Source organism: Pseudomonas helleri (assembly GCF_001043025.1).
Lineage (GTDB): Bacteria > Pseudomonadota > Gammaproteobacteria > Pseudomonadales > Pseudomonadaceae > Aquipseudomonas > Aquipseudomonas helleri.
The window spans coordinates 169,159-192,443 of sequence record NZ_JYLD01000006.1; the positions used below are offsets into that span (position 1 = coordinate 169,159).

A 23,285-nucleotide genomic window follows, 5' to 3' on the forward strand; every position below is an offset into this window, starting at 1 on the left:
AGGTCCTCTTATGTCTGACACGATCAAGCGCTACCCCAGCCATCTGCCCTTCCCTTTCTCCAGGGCGATACGCGTGGGTGACTTCCTGTTTCTGTCCGGGCAAGTGCCCATGAATGCGCAGGGTGAAGTAGTACGCGGTGATATCAGCGTACAAACCGAAGCGGTGATGACCCGCATCAGCGAGACACTGGCCGAGTGCGGCGTGGGCTTTGATCAGGTCGTAAAGGCCACGGTGTGGCTATCGGACATGCAGCACTTCACCGGTTTCAATGAGGTCTACAAGCGTCATTTCCCTAACGGCTTCCCGGTGCGCTCCACCGTCGGCGCCCAGCTTGCGCTGGGGGTCGATGTCGAGGTCGAAGTTCAGGCCTGGCTAGGCGCCAGTTAATCCAGGGCATCGACTGTCAATGCGCTACCCCGCAGGTCAGTACCACCGCCTGCTACCAGCATAAAAACAATAAATCGAGGGAAGTCGTCATGAAAGAAAGTCTAAAAATCGCCGGAGCGTTTGTAGGCGTGATAGTCGGTGCTGGATTTGCTTCAGGCCGGGAGCTGATGTTGATGTTCGTCAGCTTCGGCGTCTGGGGACTGGTGGGCGCAGTGATCAGCGCCGCGTTCTTTACGTTTCTCGGGATGGCACTTGCCGGCATGGGCAGCCGATTACAGGCCACGTCGCACAAAGACGTGGTCTATAACCTGTGCGGGCGCTTTCTTGGGACTTTTGTCGACCTGATGATTACCTTTTTCATGTTTGCGGTGACTGTGGTGATGCTGGCGGGCGGTGGCGCGCTGTTGGAGCAGCAGTTCGACATACCGGCGATTCTGGGCAGCATTATCGTGACCGTAATCGTCGTGGCCGTTGTGTGCCTGGATGTGCACAAAGTCATTGGCGTCATTAGTGCAGCAACTCCTTTTCTGATTCTTACCGCAGTAGGAGTAGCACTGTACGGAGTCGCCACTCGCGACCTGAGTTTCCCGGAGCTCAACCAGTTGGCCAGCGAGCAGGAGGCCGGAGCGAATCATTGGTTACTGGGCGCCTTGCTGTACGTGTCCTACAACATTGTTGCCGGAGTGCCCATTTTGGCGATCATGGGTGGCGCCGCAAAAACCGAGAAGCAGGCCATGATGGGCGGCATCATCGGCGGTGCATTGTTGGGTTTGCTGATGCTGGTCATGAGTCTGGGGCTGCTTTCACGCCTGGACAGCGTGGCGGACTTGCCGATGCCGATGCTCTCGATTGCGACTGAAGCCTCGCCTATTCTGGGGCTGCTCATGGCCGTGATCATTTTTTGCATGATCCTCAACACGGCCGTAGGCACGCTGTATTCCTTTTGCGCGCGCGTGCTGCCGGTCGGCACCCACAAGTTCCGCCTCGGCTCCGTCGCCGCCGGCGCAATTGCCTTTGTCGGTAGTCTGGTCGGGTTTATCAGCCTGGTAGGTCAGGTGTACCCGCTGTTCGGCTACCTGGGTTTCCTGCTGATCGGTGCCGTACTGATTGGCTGGTTCCGCGCACGTCGACTGGTCACGGCCTGATCTTGAGCGCCTACTGCAGCGGGCAAAAAACCTATTTTTTGCCCGCTGTCCTGAACAGAGGCAGTGCCAGAAACAGCAGCCCGCCGCCCAGAAGCGTGGTGCCGAAACTGGCATGACCGGCCACTATCATTCCCAGCCCCGCGACGATCCCTGCCAGGCCGACAATTCGAATATTTTTGTCCGGTGATTTCAGTTCCATGCTGTCTGTACTCCCTTTGCGATTACCACACAGACTAGCAAAACTTGAGGCGAGCTTGCCAGACTGCGGTTTTACGCCTGTTTTATGAGGTAACCGACGATTGGTATGACGTTTGTCATGGCAAGGGAACTTGAGTTCTAAACTGAGTCCAATGAGGTTCTTATCGACTCAGGATTGCCAAGATGAACGCCACTTCCTCACACGGCTGGGTCTGGGCTTACCGAAAAGTCCGCAGTTTGCAATGCTCACGCCTGTCGTCTGCCTACAGGGCCACTTTGTATGTTTTACGGGGAGATACCGGCACGTTTCACAGTGACTTCAGTTGGCAGAAGAATCGTATCCGGCGATGAAGCCCTGAATACCCCCATTCCCACTGTAGGAGGGACCGCCCCGTCTACGACGCCGCGCTGTCGCGCAGCAAACAGGCCACCGAATATCTTCAGCATCCCCGAATCGGTTCCCTCTCCTTCGGGAGAGGGCTAGGGTGAGGGGGGCTCTTAGATCAAGATCAAAAGATCGCGAGCAAGCTCGCTCCTACAAAGCCTTTAAAATCAATCACTTATTTTATGTTTGATAGGAGCGAGCTTGACCTTGGGATTTATCGCAGCCTTCGTGCCTCGGCAGCGACTACGGGTTCTGTAGGAGCGAGCTTGCCTCGCGATCTCTTGACCTTAAAAGATCGCGAGGCGAGCTCGCTCCTACAAGGACCCCGGCGTTTAAAACGGGTAGTGCCGTGGCGTGTGTTGCACGCTGATCCAGTGGTCACGGGTGAATTCGTCAATCGCCCAGTCACCATTGAAACGGCCAAGCCCTGAGTTCTTTTCACCGCCAAAAGGTGCGTTGGCTTCGTCGTTGACCGGGATGTCGTTGACGTGGGTCATGCCTGCTCTCACTTTGCGGGCAAAGGTGACGGCGCGTTCCAGGTTGGTACTGAAGACTGCACTGGAAAGGCCGAATTCGGTGGCGTTGGCCAATTCCAGGGCATGGGCTTCGTCGCGGGCACGGATCAGCCCCACCAGCGGGCCGAAAATTTCATTGCGGGCAAGGTCCATGTCGACGGTAACTTCGCCGTAGACATGCGGCGCCATCAAGTTTCCATTACTGCCGCCTTCAAACAGCGGACGGGCCCCTTCAGCGCGGGCCAGTTCGATCTTTTCATGCAGGCCCTGCAGCTGTTTGGCGTTGATGACCGGGCCGATCACGGTGTCTTGCAGGTTAGGGTCGCCCACCTTGAGCCCTTTGACCCGCTCTACAAAACGCTCGGCAAAGGCCGAATACAAACGCTCGTCGATAATGATGCGGTTGATCGCCATGCAGATCTGCCCCTGGTGCAGGATTTTACCAAACACCGCAGCATTTACCGCCTGCTCCAGGTCAGCGTCTTCCAGCACGACAAACGGGCTGTTGCCGCCCAACTCCAACGCGACGTGCTTGAGGTGTTCGCCGCCGCTGGCGATTGCGCCAATACCGCGACCGACCGGGGTCGAGCCGGTAAAGGTGATGAGCGACGGCACCGGGTGCTCGACAAACGCATCGCCAATTTCACTGCCCGCACCCACCACCACACTCAATACGCCAGCCGGCAATCCGGCCTCTTCAAAGATGCGCGCCAGCAGCAAACCGCCACACACCGGGGTGTCGCTGGCCGGTTTGATGACCACAGCGTTGCCCAGCGCCAGCGCCGGGGCAATGGAGCGCTGGGTCAAGTGCAGCGGGAAGTTCCACGGACTGATAACGCCGACCACGCCAAGCGCGCTGCGATACACCCGGCTCTCTTTACCCGGTACGTTGGACTCGACGATGCGCCCGTGAACCCGCGCCGGGAAGGATGCTGACTCCAGCGCAATGGCCCGTGCCGCGCCCCATTCCAGTTGCGCCTTGAGCCGGGTACTGCCTGACTCGCGGATGAGCCAGTCGATGATTTCGTCGCGGCGCCGGTCAAACACCGCCACCACCTCATGCAACACCGCCGCTCGCGCCGAAGGACCAAGCGCAGCCCATTGCGGCTGCACCTCGGCGGCCTTGCGATAGGCAGCGTCGAGGTCGGCCCGGTTAGCCTGAGGGATTTCCAGCAGCAGCGAATCGTCGAACGGGTTAGTCACCCGCAGGTGTTTGCCGCCCGTGCCTTTACGCCACTCTCCGGCAATCGGTTGCAGATGAAAATCGCTGTAATGGGTCATGTCATGCTCCTTTTAAACAGATTCAGAGGCTTGGGTAATGGAAGACGTGGGGCGTACGTGAATGCACACGATGGCCAAAGCACCTATTACTCCGGGCAACGCGAACGCCAAAAAGTTCTGCTGGAAGGGCAAGTCCAGCGCCAACAGGCTGCCACCGAGCATCGGCCCGGCAATGGCCCCGAGGCGGCCAATCCCGGCGGCCCAGCCCACGCCGGTAGAACGGATATGCGCCGGATAAGAAATCGAAGCATAGGCATGAATCACCGCCAGAGTACCGATGGTGGTTGCGCCGGCAATCAGCAACAGCAGGTTAAGCAGGATCGGGCCGGGCTTGAAGCCGAGGGCGGCCAACGACAGCGCCGCCAGAACAAAAAACAACGCCAGAGTGCGCTGCACACCCAGACGGTCCGCCAGCCAGCCGCCGAACAGTGCGCCCACCGTGGCACCCACGTTGAGGGTCACCAGAAACGCGAGGCTCGAACCCAGGGGGTAACCACCGTGCGCCATAAGCTTGGGCAACCAGGTATTGAGCCCGTAGCTCATCAGCATGCACATGGCGAATGCTACCCACAGCAACAAGGTGGCCAGCGCCTGACCTTTGCTGAATAGCTGCGGCAGACGGGCAGCGCGGGTCTGTTTGTCATTGACCGGCAGGCTCAACGCAGTGCCGGGGCGATACGCCGGGTCGACTTTGACCAACAGTTGATCGAGCTCGCCACGGCGCCCCTTGAGGGCCAGAAACGCCGCCGACTCAGGCAGGTAACGCAGCATAAATGGCACCGCCAACACCGGCAGGACGGCCACGTAAAACACCGCCTGCCAGCCCCACTGCGGGATCACCGCAATCGCCAGCAAGGCCGACAGCACCGCGCCCACCGAGTAGAAGCTCGACATCACGGTAATCATGGTGCTGCGCCGCCCTTCGGGGGCGAACTCGCTGATCAGGTTGATCGCACTCGGCACCAGCGCGCCTAAGGCCAGGCCCGTCACCAGACGGCAGGCGCCCAGCTCGAAAGGCGTGGTGGCGTGCCCGGTGAGAAATGCCGCCAGGCTGGCCAGCAAGGTGGTGAGGATGATCAGCTTGCGCCGTCCAAAACGGTCGGCCAAGGGCGCAATCAGGGTGCCGCCGAACAGCATGCCGAACAACGCGCAACTGCCCAGGGTGCCGGCTTCGATCGCAGACAATTGCCAGTCCTGCATCAACTGCGGCACCACCGAGCCATAGATCACCATGTCGTAGCCATCGAACAGCATGATGAAACAGCCCCACATCAGTATCAGCAGGTGCGTGCGATTAAACGGTGCGGCGTCGATCACTTCACTGACGGAAGTTTTGTTCATAACCACCTCTTTTTTTATTGTTGTTGTCGTGCGGTATCAGGCCCGTTTCCCCAGACAAGGCTCGGGCCTGACGTGGGCTGCTAAGGCTCGATGGTGAGCGTCGGCACCTCGATCAAGACCGGGCGCTGGCCCGCCAAGGCCTCAGTGAATGCTGCGGCAAACTGCTCGGCGGTGTCGGTGCGCAAGGCGTGTACGCCGTACCCCTGGGCAATCGCGCAAAAGTCCAGGCCCGGCACATCCAGCCCCGGCGCATCGCTGACGTTTAATACATCGGCAAACCAGCGCAAGGCGCCGTACGTACCGTTTTTAAGGATGATGAACACCACAGGGATGCCATATTGCGCCGCCGTCCACAGCGCCGTAATACCGTAGTTGGCCGAGCCGTCACCAATAATGCCGACTACCCGCCGCTCTGGCGTGGCCAGTTGCACGCCGACCGCCGCAGGCAAGCCAAAGCCCAGGCCACCGGCGGCCGGAAAAAAGTAACTGCCCGGCTCGCGCATTTCGACGCGCTGCCAGAACGCCCCCACGGTTGACGTGGACTCCTTGACGTAGATGGTGTCTTTGGGCGCCAGTTGGTCGATCAGGTCAAAGATGGTTTCCGGGCGCAGCAAACCACCCTCCTCGACAACCGCTGGCGGGCGCGGCAAGGCCTGGGGCATTGCCCGCGCGCCGGGTGCAACCTCAGCCACCAGGGCTTCAAGGGTCAGGGCAATATCCGCCACCAGCGCATCGCCCATCGGCGCACGCGCCGCCTCGCCCGGATCACAGGTGATGTGCAGCAGTTGCGTGCCCGCTGGCAGGTAGTCACCGGGGGCGAACTGGTGATAACGAAACACCGGCGCGCCCACCACTAGAATCACATCATGGTCCGCCAACTGGCGGCTGATCCCGGCAATCGCCGCGGGAAGCACACCGCGAAAACACGGATGACGAGTCGGGAACGGGCAGCGCGATGCCGAAGGGGCCACCCATACGGGCATGCGCAGTTTTTCCGCCAGTTGCACGGCCAGCGCGTTGCTGCCACTGCCATCTACGTCCGGGCCGAGCACCAACACCGGGTTACGCGCGCTCGACAGGCGCTGCCCCCAGTCGTGCAACTGCGCGGGCGACGGCACACCGGCGCTTGCCACGTGGCGCCGGGCCAAGTGCTCAACCCCGGCAGGGGCTTCGCAGGCCCAATCGTCATACGGGATGGACACATACACCGGACCACGGGGCGCCAGGCTGGCCATGTGAATGGCCTGGCTCAGGGTGCGCGGCACGTCCTGCGCCGAGGCCGGTTCGTGGCTCCACTTCACCAGAGGCTTGGGCAACTGCGCGGCATCGACGTTGGCCAGCATCGCTTCGACACCGATCATCGAACGCACTTGCTGCCCGGCGGTAATCACCAGCGGGCTGTGGGAGTACCAGGCATTGGTCAGCGCGCCCATGCCGTTACCGGTGCCTGCCGCAGCGTGCAGGTTGACGAAGGTCGGTTTGCCGGTGGCCAGGGCAAAGCCGTCGGCCATGCCCACCACGGCGCCTTCGTGCAGGCCGAGGATGTAGCTGAAATCTTCGGGGAACCCCTTCAGAAACGGCAGCTCATTGGAGCCGGGGTTGCCAAAAATGGTGGTCAGGCCTTGCTCGCGCAGAATGTCGTAAGTGGCAGAGTGAACGGTTTTCATAGGGACCCTTGCAGCTGTTTTTAGACTTTGGGTTACTCTTGCAGCTGCCAGTTGATTGATCAAATCGATACTATCTCTATTAAAAATAAGCCCCATCTATATCGCTGTAGCCACTTGAGGCGCCATGAGCCACATCGACCTGAACCTGATCCGCACCTTCATCACTCTGTATGAAGCCCGCAGCGTGACCCTGGCCGCAGAACGTCTGTTCGTCACCCAGCCTTCCGTGAGCTATGGCCTGGCCCGCCTGCGCGAGCTGTTCGATGACAAATTGTTCAGCCGCACCCGAGACGGCATTCAGCCGACATTTGTCGCGCAGCAGCTCTACCCCACGCTGCGTGATTGTCTGACACGCATTGAGGGCGCCGTGCAGAGCACTCGCCAGTTTGACCCGGCAACCACTGAGCGCCGCTTTCGCATTGCGCTCTCGGATCTGGGGGAGATGGGCTTTTTATCGCTGATTCTGGCGCGCCTGAATCGCGAGGCACCGCAGGCGGAGGTCGAAGTCATACCGCTGCAGGTCGACCAGGTGGGTGAATGGCTGGCCAGCGCCAAGATCGACGCCGCGATCTGCCGCCATCCGGTGCCCGGCACCCACAACCGGGTGCTGATGCATGAGCGCTATACCTGCTTGCTCAGCGCCAGTCATCCGCGCATCCGCGAGCACATCAATCTGCAACAGTTTCTCGCCGAACGGCACGTCACCGTGACCCGTACCTCCGGCCACGGCAGCATTGAAGACGTCTTGAAGAGCATGAATGTCGAGCGACGGATAAACCTGCACGTGCCGCATTTTTCCGTGCTGCCGAAAATTCTTCCGGGCACCGACCTGCTGGCCGTGCTGCCTGAGCAGATCGCCAGATTATTTGTGCATGACGGGGGGTTGCAAATGCTGGACTTGCCGTTCCAGGTGCCCGAGTTCGATGTCTCGTTGCACTGGAACCCCAACAGTGAGAGTTCGGCGGCGCTGCGCTGGTTTTGCGCAACCATTGCCGATGCGATTATCAGCGGCCAGGTTTAAAGGCCACCCACCCTGGCCAGCGTGTTTGCTGACCAGGGTTTAAGGCACAGATCAGGTTATGGACGAACCGCCGTCACTTCGATTTCTACCAGGTAGTTGGGGTTGGCCAGACCTGCCACCTGGAACGCTGAGCGGGTTGGCAACTTGGGCTGGGCAGCCGTGCCAAAGAACTGGGTGTAGCCCTTCATAAAGCCGGCGAAATCCATCTTGCCGGTTTCAGGCGTGCCCACCAGATAGACCTGCATTTTCACCACATCGCCCATGGTCAGATTGAGGCTTTTCAACGTGCCTTCAATGTTCTTCAGCACATTGACGGTCTGCACTTCGGTGTCGCCATAAGCGGCCAGTGTCTTGGGATCGGCCTTGCTGTCGGCAATTGGCGGCACCACACCACTGAGGTTGACCACGGTGGCCCCTGGCGGAATTTCCACGGCCAGGGAGATCGGGAAATCAGAGTTTGGCAGCTTGTGCCGGATCACTTCAGCAGCGTTAACCTGCGTGGCCATGAGGCCGCCCAACAAAGAGGTCAGCAGGACGGTGGTGATGATGGTCTTCGACATTGTTTATTCCTTTAGGGATGAAAAAACGTAATCCATGGAGACTTTCAGCGCTGGGTGAGAACCCTAACCTCTTCGGCCGTGACCGTATCGGGGTATTGATTACCAAAATGTGTGCGGACATAGTTGACCACCGCAGCAATCTGCTGGTCATCCATGTACTTTTTGAAGCCCGGCATACCGCCTTGCCCGGAGGCCACCATGTATATCGGGTACACCTTGGCGCCTAGCTTGGAGTTGGTCGACAGCGCCGGGTAAGCCCCGGCACCGTGAGCCCCCTGGCCTTGGGCCATGTGGCAGCCCTGGCAGACTTGATTAAACAGCGCTTCGCCGGTCTGTTCTTCGAACTTGCCGGAGGTGGACAGGATCGGAGCGTCAGCGGCAAACGCCGTCGCGCTGCCCATCAGGCCCCACAACACAGCGGTGGACATAATCGTACGCATGGCTAACTCCCTGTCAGGCGGTTTTAGTGCTGGCGATGATGTGGGTGTGCAGGCGCTTGATCGCATCGTGCGACGACAAAATAGCGCCCTCCATCCAGGCTGGAATGTACGAGGCATGCTCACCCGCGAGCACAATGCGGCCGTCGATCTGGCACAGATTTTTGTAGTGCTGCTGGCGCGTCTCGGGCGTCCATAAGCCGTAGCAGCCGTTAGTCCACGGCACACGATGCCAGCCAACGGCGATGCCGTTTTCGAATTCGCTCGGGTATTGCGGGTGAATCTGCGCGCCAAACTCCACAGCCTTTTGCACGCGCATTTGCGGGCTCATGGCGGTAAATTCGTAAGCATTCGGGCCCCAGATATACGCCCCTAGCAGCACGCCCTTGCCTTGCTTGCCATAGTCGGTGCTCGGGTAGCTGATCTTGCTGACGGGCGTGTCGGTGTAGGTGATGCCGCCGTAGATATGCTCGTCCTGTTCCCAGAAACGCCGCTTGAACTGCAAGCCGACCTTCACCGAAGACTCGTAAGGCACGGCGCGAATGGCGCTCATCATCGGCGCGCTGACGTCGATGGGCAGTTGCCCAAGGATCGACAGCGGCAAGGTGCACACGCACCAGTCCGCCTGCTCTTGCTGTGCCCCGCCGCTGCCATCACTGTTTTGATAGGTCACCGTCACGCCGTTGGCATCTTGCTGAATGCGCGTGACCTTGGCGTTGTAATGAATCAGGTCATTCACCTGTTTCTGAAAGGCCTGGGCAATCATGTCCATACCACCCACCGGCTGGAAAATGCTGCTTTGGAACTCGTACTCCTTGCCGCTGGCGATGCTTTGCCAGAGGTTGGAATCGAGCAGCGCCTTGCAGTCAATGGGCTCGGATGGCACTGCCTCGGGCATCAGACCGCCGCCGTCATCCACAGCAAAACCCCGGCGCAGGCTGGTTTCCAGGGACTTCTTGTAGGCGTTGTTGGCATCCAGCGCGCCCCACTTGCGCATCACTTCCAGCAAGCGTTCGCGGTCCTCGCGGGTCAGGGCCTGGTCCAGGCCGTGCTGGTTGACGGCCTTGCTCAGCAGTTCGGCAACATGCCCCTGAAAGTCGGCCTGCACCTCGCGATAACGCTGCGGCTTGCCACCAAACGCCTTGGTGGAATGCACCATGGCGTTGTAATTGACCTGAATAAAGGGCTCCAGCGCGACACCGAACTTATGGCAGTAATCGAGCACTGCATGGTGATGGTAAGGGATACGCCACGGCCCGGGATTGAGGTACAAGCCCTTATCAAACTCGCACTGCTGGGTCGCACCGCCCAACTCGGTAAAGCGGTCGCCGCCGCGCAAGGTCCAGCAACGCCCGCCCGGCTTGGCATTGAACTCCAGGACCTTGACCTGGTACCCGGCCTTACGCAGCTCGTAAGCGGCAGTCATGCCCGCCAGCCCTGCCCCGAGAATCAATACACGGGTGCCCTTGGGCGCGCCGCTCAAGGCAAAATTGCGCTCGTAGGTGGATTCCGCGGCAAAGCTCAAGGCGCTCATTGCCTGATACATCGCAGCGGCACCCGCTGTCACACCGATCCAGTTCAGTACCTTGCGGCGACTCACAACCATTGCTTGCTCTTGCATGATCAGTCCTTTGAAGCGAAAGAAAATATCTGTGCCTGCAAGGGCCTGGAGCAAGGGCTGTGCCAGCCTGTCAAAACCACTAAAAATGAAGAAATTTTCATAAAAATACGCATGCGGATGCATCGGCATCGATCATGCGCGGCTGCTTTTGGTGCGCAGGGGGTGCGCCATCACTGGGCACAATCAGAACGGGCGTGCACGATGAAAACTGTAGGAGCGAGCTTGTCTCGCGATCTTTTGATCAGGCTCTTTTTACGGCCGCTGCGCGCCCGGACGTAGCCTCGCAAAGCTCGTCAACTGCTACGGGGGTACGCGATAAAACTGTAGGAGCGAGCTTGCCTCGCGATCTTTTGATCTAGCTCTTTTTACGGCCGCTGCGCGCCCGGACGTAGCCTCGCAAAGCTCGACAACTGCTACGGGGGTACGCGATAAAACTGTAGGAGCGAGCTTGCCTCGCGATCTTTTGATCTGGCTCTTTTTCGGCCGCTGCGCGCCCGGACGTAGCCTCGCAAAGCTCGTCAACTGCTACGGGGGTACGCGATACAACTGTAGGAGCGAGCTTGCCTCGCGATCTTTTGATCTTGGCTCTTTTTACGGCCGCTGCGCGCCCGGACGTAGCCTCGCAAAGCTCGTCAACTGCTACGGGGGTACGCGATTCAAACTCGCGATCTTTTGATCTGGCTCTTTTTACGGCCGCTGCGCGCCCGGACGTAGCCTCGCAAAGCTCGTCAACTGCTACGAGGGTACGCAATTCAAGCTCGCTCCTACAGATATCCAAGAGATTTATAGAACACAGCACCCGCTCTATGAGAATCTTGCAGCCCCTGCTGTGTGGGTCTTGCGGAGAGTTCCCCTTTGGTTTCATTAAATGATTGGCTGAGCTTCACCTTTATCGCCATGCTCGTGACGCTCACCCCCGGGCCTGCGGTGATCATGTCGTTGTCCAACTCCATCAGCCATGGCCCGTGGCGGGCGATGATCGGTTCGCTGGGCAATGCCATCGGGCTGCTGCTGATTGCCTCGGCCACCAGTGCCGGCCTCGGTGCACTATTAATCGCGTCTGCCACGGCATTCCTGGTACTGAAGGTCGCGGGGGCCAGTTACCTGATTTATCTAGGCATCAAACAGTGGCGCAGCCGCAATCGCGCGTTTGATAACGTGCAGGCCAATCCCTCGGAAAATCTGTCGGGCTGGAAGCTGTTCACCAAGGGCTTCTCGGTCGCGATTACCAACCCCAAAGCCATCCTGTTCTTTGCCGCCTTCTTGCCGCAGTTCATTCAGGGCGGTGACTCCAGCCTGTCTTACCTGGCCGTGCTGATCATCACGTTTGCCGGCTGCTCGATTGTCGCTCACCTGTTTTATGCCCTGCTCGCACAGACGCTAAAAGGCTATTTGGCGACGCCAGCGCGGGCCAAAGCCCTAAACCGCTTGTTTGGCGCCTCGTTTATGGGCCTGGGCATCAGCCTGTTGACCATCCGCGGCAAAGTGGCCTGACCCCGCAACACAGGAGCTGGACGCTATGTTCAGCTCCACCCCTCCAGGCGCATCGTCGCTCGCACCAGCCGCTGTTCTTCGTTTTCGATCTCTTTAAGACTTTCACTGATGCTCTGAATATGGGCGATGGCGGCCTTGCGCGCCTGCTCCGGCAAGCGACCGGTCACGGCGTTGTACAGCCGCGCGTGCTGGCGGTCGATTTGGCGCTTTTGCGGCTCGCGGTGGTAGAGGTTATTGACCGACGCAAACACCGTGTTCAACAACAGATCAGTGAGTGAACGCAGGGTCTGCACCAGCACCGGATTATGCGACGCCTCACAAATGGCCAGGTGAAAGGCATGGTCCAGGCGTGCATGGGCAGACGCATCGAGAGAGCGGTTATGCGCATCGAGCAAGGCGTGATAACTGCGGGTGATCAGCACAAAATCGGCGTCAGTACCGCGCAAGGCGGCCAGCCGTGCAGATTCGCCCTCCAGCAAGCTGCGCACTTCAAACAGGTCATACAGCGTGCGCGGTTGCGAGCTGAACAAGTGCATCAGCGGCGACGCGCTCGCCTCGCCGGAAAGATCAGCAACGAAAGAACCCTTGCCCTGCTCGGTCTTGATGATGCCGCGAGCGCGCAGCAGCTTCAGGCCTTCACGCAGGGCGGTACGGGACACGCCGAGTTTTTCGGTCAGGCGCCGTTCCGAGGGCAGCAACTGCCCGGTCTTGAGGACGCCATCAACGATCAGGCGCTCGATGCGCTCACACACCACATCGGCCACTTGCGGGTTACGCGGTAATTCCATTCTGTCCATAAACCCTCCAACTGGTACGACCAGTTCGGTCGGCACAATCCTGTCGGTTTGCGCATACACCTAACGCATTGTTTTTAAATTTATTTTTATTTGAAACAAACAAGCGGCGCTGCAAAAACTGGTTCGACCAGTTCAACAACGTATGGACAGTAAATCGCCTCGGGCCAATGATGCAAGCCAGCACTCTCCGGCAACGGACCTCTAATAAAAATAAACAGGTGTCGCCCACCGACCATGAATATTCTTTACGACGAAGCCGTCGACGGGGTTCTGCCCGACGTCGACAAAAAAGCGCTGCTGCTGGCCCTGCAAACACAGGTGCCCGACCTGAAAATCCTGCATGAGCCTGAGGAACTGAAGCCCTACGAGTGCGACGGTCTGTCGGCCTATCGCACCACGCCGATGCTGGTGGTCCTGCCCCATCATCTTGAGCAGGTGCAGACCGTGCTGCGGCTCTGCCATGAGCACAAGGTGCCGGTGGTCGCACGCGGCGCGGGCACGGGCTTGTCGGGCGGCGCCTTGCCATTGGAAAAAGGCTTGCTGCTGGTGATGGCGCGCTTCAACAACATCCTCCACATCGATGCCGCCGCCCGCACCGCGCGGGTTCAGCCGGGGGTGCGCAACTTGGCGATCTCCCAGGCTGCCGCGCCCTATGGCTTGTACTACGCGCCGGACCCTTCGTCACAAATCGCCTGTTCGATTGGCGGTAATGTGGCCGAAAACGCCGGTGGCGTGCATTGCCTGAAGTACGGCCTGACCGTGCACAACGTGTTGCAGGTCGAGATCCTCACGGTGGACGGCGAACACCTGACCCTCGGCTCGCAAGCACTCGACTCGCCGGGGCTGGACCTGTTGGCGCTGTTCACGGGTTCCGAGGGCATGCTCGGGGTAATCACCGAAGTCACCGTCAAGCTGCTGCCCAAGCCGCAAACCGCCAAGGTGCTGCTGGCCGCGTTCGATTCGGTCGAGAAAGCCGGGCGCGCGGTGGGCGACATCATTGCGGCGGGGATTATTCCGGGCGGTCTGGAAATGATGGACAACCTGGCGATTCGCGCCGCCGAAGACTTTATCCACGCCGGTTACCCGGTCGACGCCGAAGCCATCCTGTTGTGCGAACTCGATGGCGTAGAGGCCGACGTGCACGATGACTGCGAGCGCGTGCGCCAGGTGCTGGAACTCGCGGGGGCCACCGAAGTGCGCCAGGCCCAGGATGAGGCCGAGCGCGTGCGGTTCTGGGCCGGACGCAAAAATGCGTTCCCGGCGGTGGGCCGCCTCTCGCCGGACTATTACTGCATGGACGGCACCATCCCACGCCGCGAGCTGCCCGGCGTGTTGCAAGCGATCGCTGCACTGTCAGCCGAATACGACTTGCGCGTGGCCAACGTGTTTCACGCCGGTGACGGCAATATGCACCCGTTGATCCTGTTTGATGCCAACCAACCCGGCGAGCTGGACCGCGCCGAAGCGCTGGGCGGCAAGATCCTCGAACTGTGCGTGAAAGTCGGCGGCAGCATTACCGGCGAACACGGCGTGGGCCGCGAAAAAATCAACCAGATGTGCGCGCAGTTCAACAGTGATGAGCTGACCCTGTTCCATGCCGTCAAAGCCGCGTTCGACCCCGGCGGGCTGCTCAACCCCGGCAAGAACATCCCCACCCTGCACCGCTGCGCCGAATTTGGCGCGATGCACGTGCACATGGGCCAGTTGCCCTTCCCTGAACTGGAGCGTTTTTGATGCGCAGTGAACATGATGTCGACAACAGCGCCGCGTTGCTGCAGCAGGTCAACCAGGCCCTGCACAGCGCCACGCCCTTGCGCATTCAGGGGGCTGACAGCAAGGCGTTTCTGAGCCGCCCGATGACTGGCGAAGTGCTCGACACCCGCAGCCACCGGGGCATCGTCAGCTACGACCCGACGGAATTGGTGATCACCGCTCGCTGCGGCACGCCACTGAGTGAACTGGCCGCAGCCCTGGACGCGGCGCAACAGATGTTGCCATGCGAACCGCCGTCTTTCGGCAGCCACGCAACCGTGGGCGGCATGGTCGCCAGCGGGCTGTCCGGGCCACGTCGCCCGTGGGCCGGATCGGTGCGTGACTACGTGCTGGGTACCCGCGTGATCACCGGGCACGGCAAGCACTTGCGCTTTGGTGGCGAGGTGATGAAAAACGTCGCCGGTTATGACCTGTCGCGCTTGATGGCCGCCAGTTATGGCGCATTGGGGGTGATCACCGAGGTGTCGCTCAAGGTTCTGCCCAAACCGCGTCAGGCCTTGAGCATCAGCCTTGAGATCGACCCTGACCGGGCCCTGCAACGCCTGGCGCAATGGGGCCAGGAGCCGCTGCCGATCAGCGCCGCGTGCCACGACGGGCAGCGCCTGCACCTTCGCCTTGAAGGCGGCGAAGGGTCGGTGGCGGCTGCCCATGACAGGCTGGGCGGCGAGTTGCTGGACGCCGCCTATTGGGCGGATTTGAACGAGCAACGCCTGGATTACTTTGCTCAAGGCCAGCCGCTGTGGCGCTTGTCCTTGCCCAACAACACCGCGCCACTGGCCCTGCCCGGCCAGCAGTTGATCGACTGGGGCGGCGCCCAGCGCTGGCTCAAATCGGATGCCGATGCGGCCTTTATCCGCCGTGTGGTTGAAGAAGTGGGCGGGCATGCGACCTGCTACACACCCGGCCTGACTGACAGCCCGTTCCAACCGTTGCCGGCAGCCCTGATGCGCTACCACCGCAATCTCAAGCAACAACTCGACCCCAAGGGTATTTTCAACCCCGGGCGCCTGTACGCGGAGCTTTGAGCCATGCAAACCACTTTGAGCCAAGAGGCCCGGCAACTGCCCCGTGCCGAAGAAGCCGAACGCATCCTGCGGTCCTGCGTGCACTGCGGTTTCTGCAATGCCACCTGCCCGACGTATCAATTGCTCGGCGATGAACTGGACGGCCCGCGCGGGCGGATTTACCTGATCAAGCAAGTGCTGGAAGGCAACGACGTCACCCGCAAAACCCAAGCGCATCTGGACCGTTGTCTGTCGTGTCGCAATTGCGAAACCACCTGCCCTTCCGGGGTCGATTACCACAACCTGCTGGACATCGGCCGGGCGGTGGTGGACGCGGCGGTGCAGCGGCCGCTTGGCCAGCGCCTGTTGCGCGAGGGGTTACGCGCCGTGGTGCCCAAACCGGGCCTGTTTAAAGGGTTGCTGGGCAGCGGTCAGGTGTTTCGCGCCGTGTTGCCCGCGACCTTGCAAAGCAAGCTGCCACACAACGTCGAGCCTGCCAAAGCACGCCCGACCCGCCGTCATGCCCGTCAGGTATTGATGCTCGAAGGCTGCGTGCAACCCGGCTTGTCGCCTAACACCAACGCGGCCACCGCCCGCGTGCTGGACCGGCTGGGCATCAGCATCACGCCAGGCCGTGAGGCCGGTTGTTGTGGCGCCGTGGATTACCACCTCGACGCACAAGCCGCGGGCCTGAACCGGGCCCGGCGCAACATCGACGCCTGGTGGCCAAGCATTGAACAAGGCGCCGAAGCCATCGTGCAAACCGCCAGCGGCTGCGGGGCCTTTATCAAAGAATACGGGCACTTGCTGAGCAGCGATCCGGCGTATGCCGACAAGGCCAAAAAGGTCAGTGCCCTGGTCAAGGACCTGGTTGAGGTGTTGCGCAACGAGCCTCTGGAAACCCTTGCCATCAGCAGCAGCCAGCGGGTGGCCTTCCATTGCCCGTGCACCTTGCAGCACGCACAAAAGCTCGGCGGCGCGGTGGAATCCGTCCTCACCCGCCTGGGTTTTAACCTCACTGCGGTGCCTGACAGCCATTTGTGCTGCGGCTCGGCAGGCACTTATTCGCTGACCCAACCCGAATTGTCGCGGCAACTGCGCGATAACAAGTTGAACGCGCTGGAAAGCGGCAAACCCGAGGTCATCATCACCGCCAATATCGGCTGCCAGACCCACCTTAACGGTGCCGGACGCACCCCGGTGCGGCACTGGATCGAGCTGGTCGAAGCGGCATTGCCTTAACCCCCAACTCACTTGAGACCTGTCATGAAAAGCAAAGCCGTATTGAGCCAGACCGAAGTCCAGCAGATTCTCAAGGCTGCCCGCCTCGAGGCGCAAAACAACCAATGGGCCGTGAGCATCGCGATTGTCGATGACGGCGGCCACCCGCTGGCCCTGGAGCGGCTCGATGAGTGCGCGCCGATCAGCGCCTACATCGCCACCGAAAAAGCCCGCACCTCCGCCCTGGGCCGCCGCGAGTCCAAAGGCTACGAAGACATGGTCAATGGCGGCCGCCATGCGTTTTTGTCCGCGCCGTTGCTGACCTCCCTTGAAGGCGGCGTGCCGATCATCGTCGACGGCCAGGTCATCGGAGCCATTGGCGTGTCCGGGGTCACCTCCGTGCAAGACGCGCAAGTCGCCAAAGCTGGCGCGCACAGCCTCAAATAAACCGAACTGAAGGAGAGATAACAGTGAGCGATTTTGTTAACTGCCACGGCCTCAAGGTTGCACCTGTGCTGCACCACTTCATTGAACACGACGTGCTGCCGGGCACCGGGCTGGATGCACAAGCGTTCTGGAGCGGTTTCGCCGGGCTGGTGCACGAACTGGCGCCGATCAACCGCGCCCTGTTGGCCGAGCGTGATCGCCTGCAAGGCGAACTCGACACCTGGCACCGTGCGCACCCCGGCCCGATCACCGACATGGCGGCGTACCGCAGCTTCCTCAGCGGCATTGGCTACCTGCAAGCGCAACCGGAGCAGGTCAAGGTCAACACGGCCAACGTCGACAGCGAAATCAGCACACAGGCCGGGCCACAGTTGGTGGTGCCTGCCGCCAATGCGCGCTACGCCCTGAATGCGGCCAATGCCCGCTGGGGTTCGCTGTACGACGCGCTCTATGGCACCGATGTGATCGCCAGCGACGGCGGTGCTGAAGCGGGTCGCGCCTACAACCCGCTGCGCGGGGCCAAAGTGATTGCGTTTGCCCGGGCGTTTCTGGATCAGGCGTTCCCGCTGCAAAAGGGCTCGCACGTGGATGCCACGCGCTACCAGATTGAAGGCAGAACCCTGCTGGTCAGCCTCAAAGATGGCAGCCAGAGCGGTTTGGCCAACGCCGCCCAATACCTTGGTTATCAAGGTGCGCCCGCCGAGCCGACGGCCATTGTGCTCAAGCACAATGACCTGCACGTTGAAATCCAGATCGACCGCCACAGCGTCATCGGCCAGTCGGACGCCGCAGGGGTCAAAGACCTGCTGATGGAGGCCGCACTCTCGACCATCATCGACAGTGAAGACTCGGTAGCAGCGGTCGACGCAGACGACAAGGTGCAGGTCTATCGCAACTGGCTGGGCCTGATGAAGGGCGACCTTAAAGAAGACCTGGTCAAAAACGGCAAAACCATCACCCGACGCCTCAACCCCGACCGCGAATACACCGGCACCGACGGCTCGCCGCTGACGCTGCCCGGGCGCTCGTTGCTGTTTATTCGCAACGTCGGGCACCTGATGACCAACCCGGCGATCCTCGATAACCAGGGACTGGAAATTCCCGAAGGGATTCTCGACGGCGTCATCACCAGCCTGATCGCCGTGCATGACCTGCAACGCCGGGGCAACTCCCGCGCCGGCAGCGTGTACATCGTCAAACCGAAAATGCACGGCCCGGCCGAAGTGGCGTTCGCCGAGCAGTTATTCAGCCGGGTCGAAGACCTTCTGCAGCTCAAACGGCACACCCTGAAAATGGGCATCATGGACGAAGAGCGGCGCACCAGCGTCAACCTCAAGGCCTGCATTGGCGCCGCCGCGTCACGGGTGGCGTTCATCAATACCGGCTTTCTCGACCGCACCGGCGACGAAATCCACAGCGCCATGCAAGCCGGGGCGATGCTGCGCAAGGGCGACATGAAAGGCACGCCGTGGATTGCCGCCTACGAGCGCAACAACGTGCTGGTGGGGCTTGATTGCAACTTGCGCGGTCGCGCACAGATCGGCAAAGGCATGTGGGCCATGCCGGACCGGATGGCCGACATGCTGCAACAGAAAATCGCCCACCCCCAAGCCGGTGCCACCACCGCCTGGGTGCCTTCACCCACGGCGGCGACCCTGCATGCGCTGCATTACCACCAGGTGTCGGTACACGACGTGCAAACCACCCTCGAACAGACCCGCTACGCCGACGTCAGCGAATCCCTGCTTGAAGGACTGCTCAGCGTGCCGGTGGTGAGCAAGGCCGAATGGTCAGCGGACGCCATTCGCGAAGAAGTCGAAAACAATGCCCAAGGCTTGCTGGGCTACGTGGTGCGCTGGGTTGAACAAGGCATTGGTTGCTCCAAAGTGCCCGACATTCACGACGTGGGCCTGATGGAAGACCGCGCGACGTTGCGTATTTCCAGCCAGCACATCGCCAACTGGCTGCTGCATGGCGTGATCAGCCGCGAGCAAACCCTCGAAATCTTGCAGCGCATGGCCCGGGTGGTTGACCAGCAAAACGCCGACGATCCGCAGTACACGCCCATGGCGGCAAATTTTGATCAATCGGTCGCGTTTCAAGCGGCGTGCGCGTTGGTGTTTGAAGGGTGCGCGCAACCCAATGGCTACACCGAGCCGCTGCTGCACACGTTCCGGCTGGCGTATAAACAGTCGCAGGGGTAAACCTTGACGCAGCCTCGCGCTGCTCGGCAGCGACTACAGGGATGACAAACGTGTAGTCGCTGCCGAGCAACGCGAGGCTGCGATCTTTAAATCGATCGCAACATGCCAAAACGTAGTACCCCTCTATTACCTGCCCCGCTGCAATTGGTCTCATGATCCATTGGAATGTGCTTATAACAAGAACCAGAATTCCAAGGCAGGATGAGGCAATGGCAAAGTTTATTCATTCCATGATCCGCGTAGGCGATCTCGAAAAATCCATGCATTTCTATCAGCAGGCGTTTGGGCTTATCGAGTCACATCGCCTGGAGTTTGACGACTTCTCACTGGTGTATCTGCGCGACATCGAGAGTGGCGCAGAAATAGAACTCACCTGGAACAAGGGCCAGGCCGAGTACACCCACGGCACGGGCTACGGGCACGCCGCCTTCGTGGTCGATGATCTCGATCAGCAGTTCAAGCGCCTCAGCGACTTGCAGTGGTCGCCCGCCCCCATCAAAGAATTTAAAAGAGACGGCGAACTGCTCGCGCGGTTCTTTTTTATCCAGGACCCCGATGGCTACAAGATCGAGGTGCTGCAACGTGGAGGTCACTATCAATAGAAACACCTGATTGCTTTAAACCGGCGTCCGGCTGGACGGGCTTACTGCTGTCACCCGCTCCCGCCAACCCGCGACCTGTGATTTGCCTGTGACACTGTTACTCCTATAAAAATAACAAGGAGACATTTCATGCAAGACCTAAAGGTCAATCGTCGTCGCTTTCTGCAAGGAAGTGGCGGGCTGCTGTTAGGCACCCTCGTGTTCAGTTCCGGCCCCATCGCGCTGCTGGCTCCCAGCCAGTCCTGGGCCATGGAAATGAACACACTCCCCAGTCATGCAGCGACGCAATTGTTGCTTGTGGTGCGGCGCATTTATCCCCATGACCGCATGGAAGACGCTGTCTACGCCTTTGCTGTGAAGGCGCTGGATGAGCGCGCATCGGCCGACCCTTCAATTCTGCCGCAGCTGGAAAAAGGCCTCGCCGAACTGGACACGCTGGCGGGCGGCAAGTGGGCGAGCCTGGATGAAAACCAGCAAGTGGCCCTGCTTGAAAAAATCCAGAACAGCGACTTTTTCAAGTTGGTGCGCGGCACGTCGGTCAATTCGCTGTACAGCAATGAACTGGCCTACGAGCACTTCGGCTACGAAGGCGCCTCCTTCCCTAAAGGCGGCTACCTGATGCGCGGCTTCAATGACCTGAAGTGGCTACCCGCCGCGCCAGCCGATGCCAGTCCCAGTGCGTTTTGAGGAGCAGCGAACATGACGACTTACAGTTTTGACGACGATTCGGTAGTGATCATCATCGGCTCCGGCGCAGGCGGCGGCACGCTGGCCAACGAGTTGTGCCAAAAAGGCATCCCGGTGGTGTTGCTGGAGGCCGGTGCGCGGCAATCCCCGGCAACCTTTATCAACGATGAATGGCCTTCGTTTGCGCAATTGTCCTGGGGCGACACCCGCACCACGTCGGGCTCGTGGCAGATCGCCAAAGACTTCCCCAACCTGCCCGCCTGGATCTGCAAAACCGTGGGCGGCACCACCACCCACTGGGCCGGTGCCAGTATTCGCCTGCAAGAACACGAATTTCGCGCACGCCAGATGTACGGCGATGTCAAAGACGCCAACCTGCTGGACTGGCCCTTGACCTTGGCTGAACTGGAGCCCTATTACGAACGCGCCGAAAACAAAATGGGCGTCACCCGCACCCACGATATCCCCGGCTTACCGGGCAACAACAATTTCCAGGTGATGTACAACGGCGCCAAAAAGCTCGGCTACAAGGAGTGTTCAACCGGGCACATGGCAATCAACAGCCGTGGCCGGGATGGCCGCGCACAATGCATGCAGCTCGGGTTCTGTTTCCAGGGCTGCAAGATGGGCGCGAAGTGGTCCACGCTGTATACCGAAATCCCCGCCGCCGAAGCCACCGGCAAGCTCGACTTGCGCACCCAGGCCCATGCCGTGCGCATCGAACATGACGCCAAGGGCCGCGCCAATGCCGTGGTCTATGCCGATGCCCAAGGCCAGTTGCACCGGCAAAAAGGCCGTGTGGTGGCGATTGCCGGCAATGCGATTGAAACCCCGCGTTTGTTGCTCAACTCGTCCAGCGCAATGTTTCCCCACGGTTTGGGCAATGGCTCGGGGATGGTCGGCAAGCACTACATGCGCCACACCACCGGCTCGGTATTCGCCGAGTTCAACGACCCGGTGCATTTCTATCGGGGCACGATCATGGCGGGGCTGATCAGTGACGAATCGCGCTTCAACCCGGATCGCGGGTTTGTCGGCGGCTATGAAATGGAGACCATTTCTCTCGGGCCTTCGTTTATGGCGGCGTTTTTTAATCCGGGCGCCTGGGGCCGGGATTTCACCCGTGTGATGGACAACTACACGCATCTGGCGGGCATGTGGCTGGTGGGTGAAGACATGCCCCGCGAGACCAACCGCATCACCTTGAGTGACACCAAGGACCACTTGGGCATCCCCGTGGCCAACGTGCATTACGACGATCACCCCAATGACCTGGCCATGCGTGAGCACGCCTTCAAACAAGGCAGCGCGGTGTACGAAGCGGTGGGCGCGCTGAAGACCCACCGCGTGCCGCCCTACCCTTCAACCCACAACCTGGGCACTTGCCGCATGAGCCTGAAAGAGGCTGACGGGGTGTGCAACAAACACGGCCAGAGCCACGAGGTGCCTAACCTGTTTATCTCGGACGGAAGCCAGTTCACCACCAGCGCGGCCGAAAACCCCACGCTGACGATTGTCAGCCTGGCCATCCGGCAAGCGGATTACATTGCCGAGGCCCTTAAAACCAAGGCCGCGTAACGTTCACATCAAAAGATCGCGGGCCTCGCGATCTTTTGATCTTGATATCGCCCCGCACTTTCCGTATTGCGGAACAAATTCCGCATCTGTGATACTGGCCGCCCTTCTGACTGGCCAGGAACTCTTCTCCATGACCCATCGCTTGCGTGCCGATGCCGTAACGCTGCGTTACGAGCAACGGACGATTTCGACCGATCTTTCGGTCAGCATTATCGATGGCTCGTTCACCGTGATCGTCGGCCCCAACGCCTGTGGCAAGTCGACCTTGTTACGCGCCTTGTCCCGCTTGCTGACCCCGGCCAGCGGCCAGGTGTTGCTCGATCAGCAGGTCATCACGCAGTTGCCGGCCAAGGAAGTTGCCCGCACCCTCGGTTTGTTGCCGCAAACGGCGGTGGCACCCGATGGCATCACCGTGGCCGATCTGGTCGCCCGTGGGCGTTATCCGCATCAGTCTTTTTTGCGCCAATGGTCGCAGGCTGACGAGCAGGCCGTCAGCGCGGCGATGGCGGCAGCGCAGGTCACGGAACTGGCCGGCCGCTTGCTGGACGAACTGTCCGGCGGCCAGCGCCAGCGTGTGTGGATTGCCATGGTGCTGGCGCAGGAAACACCGATCCTGCTGCTGGATGAACCCACCACGTTTCTCGATATTGCCCACCAGATCGAGCTGCTCGAACTGCTTGCCCGCCTCAACCGCGAGGGCCGTACGATTGTCGCCGTGCTGCACGATCTCAATCAGGCCTGCCGTTACGCTTCACACATCATTGCGATGAAGGACGGTGCGATTGTCGACCAGGGCGCTCCCAGTGAAATATTCACCGAAGCGCTGGTCGAGCAAGTGTTCGGCCTGGCATCGGTGATCATTCCTGACCCGATCACCGGCACCCCGCTGGTGGTGCCCAAGGCCCGGGCCATCGACTAA

Annotated in this window: 21 protein-coding genes; 13 read left to right on the top strand and 8 right to left on the bottom strand. The window is 60.4% G+C overall.

All coding sequences use genetic code 11. The annotated features are described in order from the left end of the window. The first annotated feature begins 10 nt into the window (after positions 1–10). Together TU84_RS11730 and TU84_RS11735 are read left to right on the top strand one after the other, a co-directional pair. Entirely contained in the window at positions 11–388 is a 378-nt protein-coding gene (locus TU84_RS11730; protein ID WP_048369246.1) for a RidA family protein, read from the top strand. 89 nt (positions 389–477) lie between these two features. After that, complete coding sequence (locus TU84_RS11735) at positions 478–1,533, top strand: YkvI family membrane protein (protein WP_048369247.1); 1,056 nt, start codon at positions 478–480, stop codon at positions 1,531–1,533. A 31-nt stretch (positions 1,534–1,564) separates the two neighbouring features. Here TU84_RS11735 and TU84_RS26055 read toward each other — a convergent pair whose 3' ends face one another. The 4 genes from TU84_RS26055 to mdlC form a co-directional block, all read right to left on the bottom strand. Then, positions 1,565–1,732 (bottom strand): hypothetical protein, encoded by a 168-nt coding sequence (locus tag TU84_RS26055; protein WP_153326517.1) that lies wholly within the window; start codon positions 1,730–1,732, stop codon positions 1,565–1,567. Positions 1,733–2,448: 716 nt separating this feature from the next. Continuing rightward, positions 2,449–3,912 carry an aldehyde dehydrogenase family protein gene (locus TU84_RS11740; protein ID WP_048369248.1) on the bottom strand — a complete coding sequence of 488 codons (1,464 nt, stop codon included), beginning with the start codon at positions 3,910–3,912 and terminating at the stop codon, positions 2,449–2,451. Between the two features lie 12 nt (positions 3,913–3,924). Then, complete coding sequence (locus tag TU84_RS11745; RefSeq protein WP_048369249.1) at positions 3,925–5,253, bottom strand: MFS transporter; 1,329 nt, start codon at positions 5,251–5,253, stop codon at positions 3,925–3,927. 80 nt (positions 5,254–5,333) lie between these two features. Further along, the gene (mdlC, locus tag TU84_RS11750) at positions 5,334–6,920 is read right to left on the bottom strand and encodes a benzoylformate decarboxylase (RefSeq protein ID WP_048369250.1); all 1,587 of its coding nucleotides are present in this window, start codon (positions 6,918–6,920) and stop codon (positions 5,334–5,336) included. Between the two features lie 124 nt (positions 6,921–7,044). Here mdlC and TU84_RS11755 point away from each other — a divergent pair, with 124 nt between their 5' ends. Then, a complete protein-coding gene (locus TU84_RS11755) occupies positions 7,045–7,941 on the top strand; it encodes a LysR family transcriptional regulator (protein ID WP_048369251.1) in 897 nt (298 codons plus the stop codon). A gap of 56 nt (positions 7,942–7,997) precedes the next feature. Here TU84_RS11755 and TU84_RS11760 read toward each other — a convergent pair whose 3' ends face one another. From TU84_RS11760 to TU84_RS11770, 3 genes are read right to left on the bottom strand one after another with little or no spacing between them, the layout of a single operon-like run. Further along, positions 7,998–8,501 (bottom strand): RidA family protein, encoded by a 504-nt coding sequence (locus TU84_RS11760; RefSeq protein WP_048369252.1) that lies wholly within the window; start codon positions 8,499–8,501, stop codon positions 7,998–8,000. Positions 8,502–8,545: 44 nt separating this feature from the next. Further along, entirely contained in the window at positions 8,546–8,941 is a 396-nt protein-coding gene (locus tag TU84_RS11765; RefSeq protein ID WP_048369253.1) for a c-type cytochrome, read from the bottom strand. Positions 8,942–8,954: 13 nt separating this feature from the next. Further along, positions 8,955–10,484 (bottom strand): flavin monoamine oxidase family protein, encoded by a 1,530-nt coding sequence (locus TU84_RS11770; protein ID WP_048369390.1) that lies wholly within the window; start codon positions 10,482–10,484, stop codon positions 8,955–8,957. Positions 10,485–11,414: 930 nt separating this feature from the next. Here TU84_RS11770 and TU84_RS11775 point away from each other — a divergent pair. Next, complete coding sequence (locus TU84_RS11775) at positions 11,415–12,053, top strand: LysE family translocator (protein ID WP_048369254.1); 639 nt, start codon at positions 11,415–11,417, stop codon at positions 12,051–12,053. A 29-nt stretch (positions 12,054–12,082) separates the two neighbouring features. Here the strand turns inward: TU84_RS11775 and glcC are convergent, their stop codons facing one another. Further along, positions 12,083–12,850 carry a transcriptional regulator GlcC gene (gene glcC, locus TU84_RS11780; RefSeq protein ID WP_048369255.1) on the bottom strand — a complete coding sequence of 256 codons (768 nt, stop codon included), beginning with the start codon at positions 12,848–12,850 and terminating at the stop codon, positions 12,083–12,085. A 234-nt stretch (positions 12,851–13,084) separates the two neighbouring features. Between glcC and glcD the strand changes: the two genes are divergently transcribed. The 9 genes from glcD (at position 13,085) to TU84_RS11825 (ending at position 23,285) form a co-directional block, all read left to right on the top strand. Then, a complete protein-coding gene (gene glcD / locus TU84_RS11785) occupies positions 13,085–14,584 on the top strand; it encodes a glycolate oxidase subunit GlcD (protein WP_048369256.1) in 1,500 nt (499 codons plus the stop codon). Next, the gene (gene glcE, locus TU84_RS11790; RefSeq protein WP_048369257.1) at positions 14,584–15,648 is read left to right on the top strand and encodes a glycolate oxidase subunit GlcE; all 1,065 of its coding nucleotides are present in this window, start codon (positions 14,584–14,586) and stop codon (positions 15,646–15,648) included. Before glcD ends, glcE begins: the two co-directional genes overlap by 1 nt. 3 nt (positions 15,649–15,651) lie before the next feature. Then, on the top strand, positions 15,652–16,869 hold the full coding sequence (gene glcF, locus TU84_RS11795) for a glycolate oxidase subunit GlcF (RefSeq protein WP_048369258.1): 1,218 nt from the start codon (positions 15,652–15,654) through the stop codon (positions 16,867–16,869). Positions 16,870–16,893: 24 nt separating this feature from the next. Then, positions 16,894–17,295, top strand: a complete 402-nt coding sequence (locus TU84_RS11800; protein WP_048369259.1) for a heme-binding protein — start codon at positions 16,894–16,896, stop codon at positions 17,293–17,295. A 23-nt stretch (positions 17,296–17,318) separates the two neighbouring features. Then, entirely contained in the window at positions 17,319–19,499 is a 2,181-nt protein-coding gene (locus TU84_RS11805; RefSeq protein WP_048369260.1) for a malate synthase G, read from the top strand. Between the two features lie 209 nt (positions 19,500–19,708). Beyond that, a complete protein-coding gene (locus TU84_RS11810) occupies positions 19,709–20,101 on the top strand; it encodes a VOC family protein (protein ID WP_048369261.1) in 393 nt (130 codons plus the stop codon). A 129-nt stretch (positions 20,102–20,230) separates the two neighbouring features. Then, a complete protein-coding gene (locus TU84_RS11815) occupies positions 20,231–20,788 on the top strand; it encodes a twin-arginine translocation signal domain-containing protein (protein ID WP_048369262.1) in 558 nt (185 codons plus the stop codon). A 12-nt stretch (positions 20,789–20,800) separates the two neighbouring features. Beyond that, a complete protein-coding gene (locus tag TU84_RS11820; RefSeq protein ID WP_048369263.1) occupies positions 20,801–22,366 on the top strand; it encodes a GMC family oxidoreductase in 1,566 nt (521 codons plus the stop codon). A gap of 130 nt (positions 22,367–22,496) precedes the next feature. Continuing rightward, positions 22,497–23,285: an ABC transporter ATP-binding protein gene (locus TU84_RS11825; protein ID WP_048369264.1), complete on the top strand. Its 789-nt coding sequence runs from the start codon at positions 22,497–22,499 to the stop codon at positions 23,283–23,285.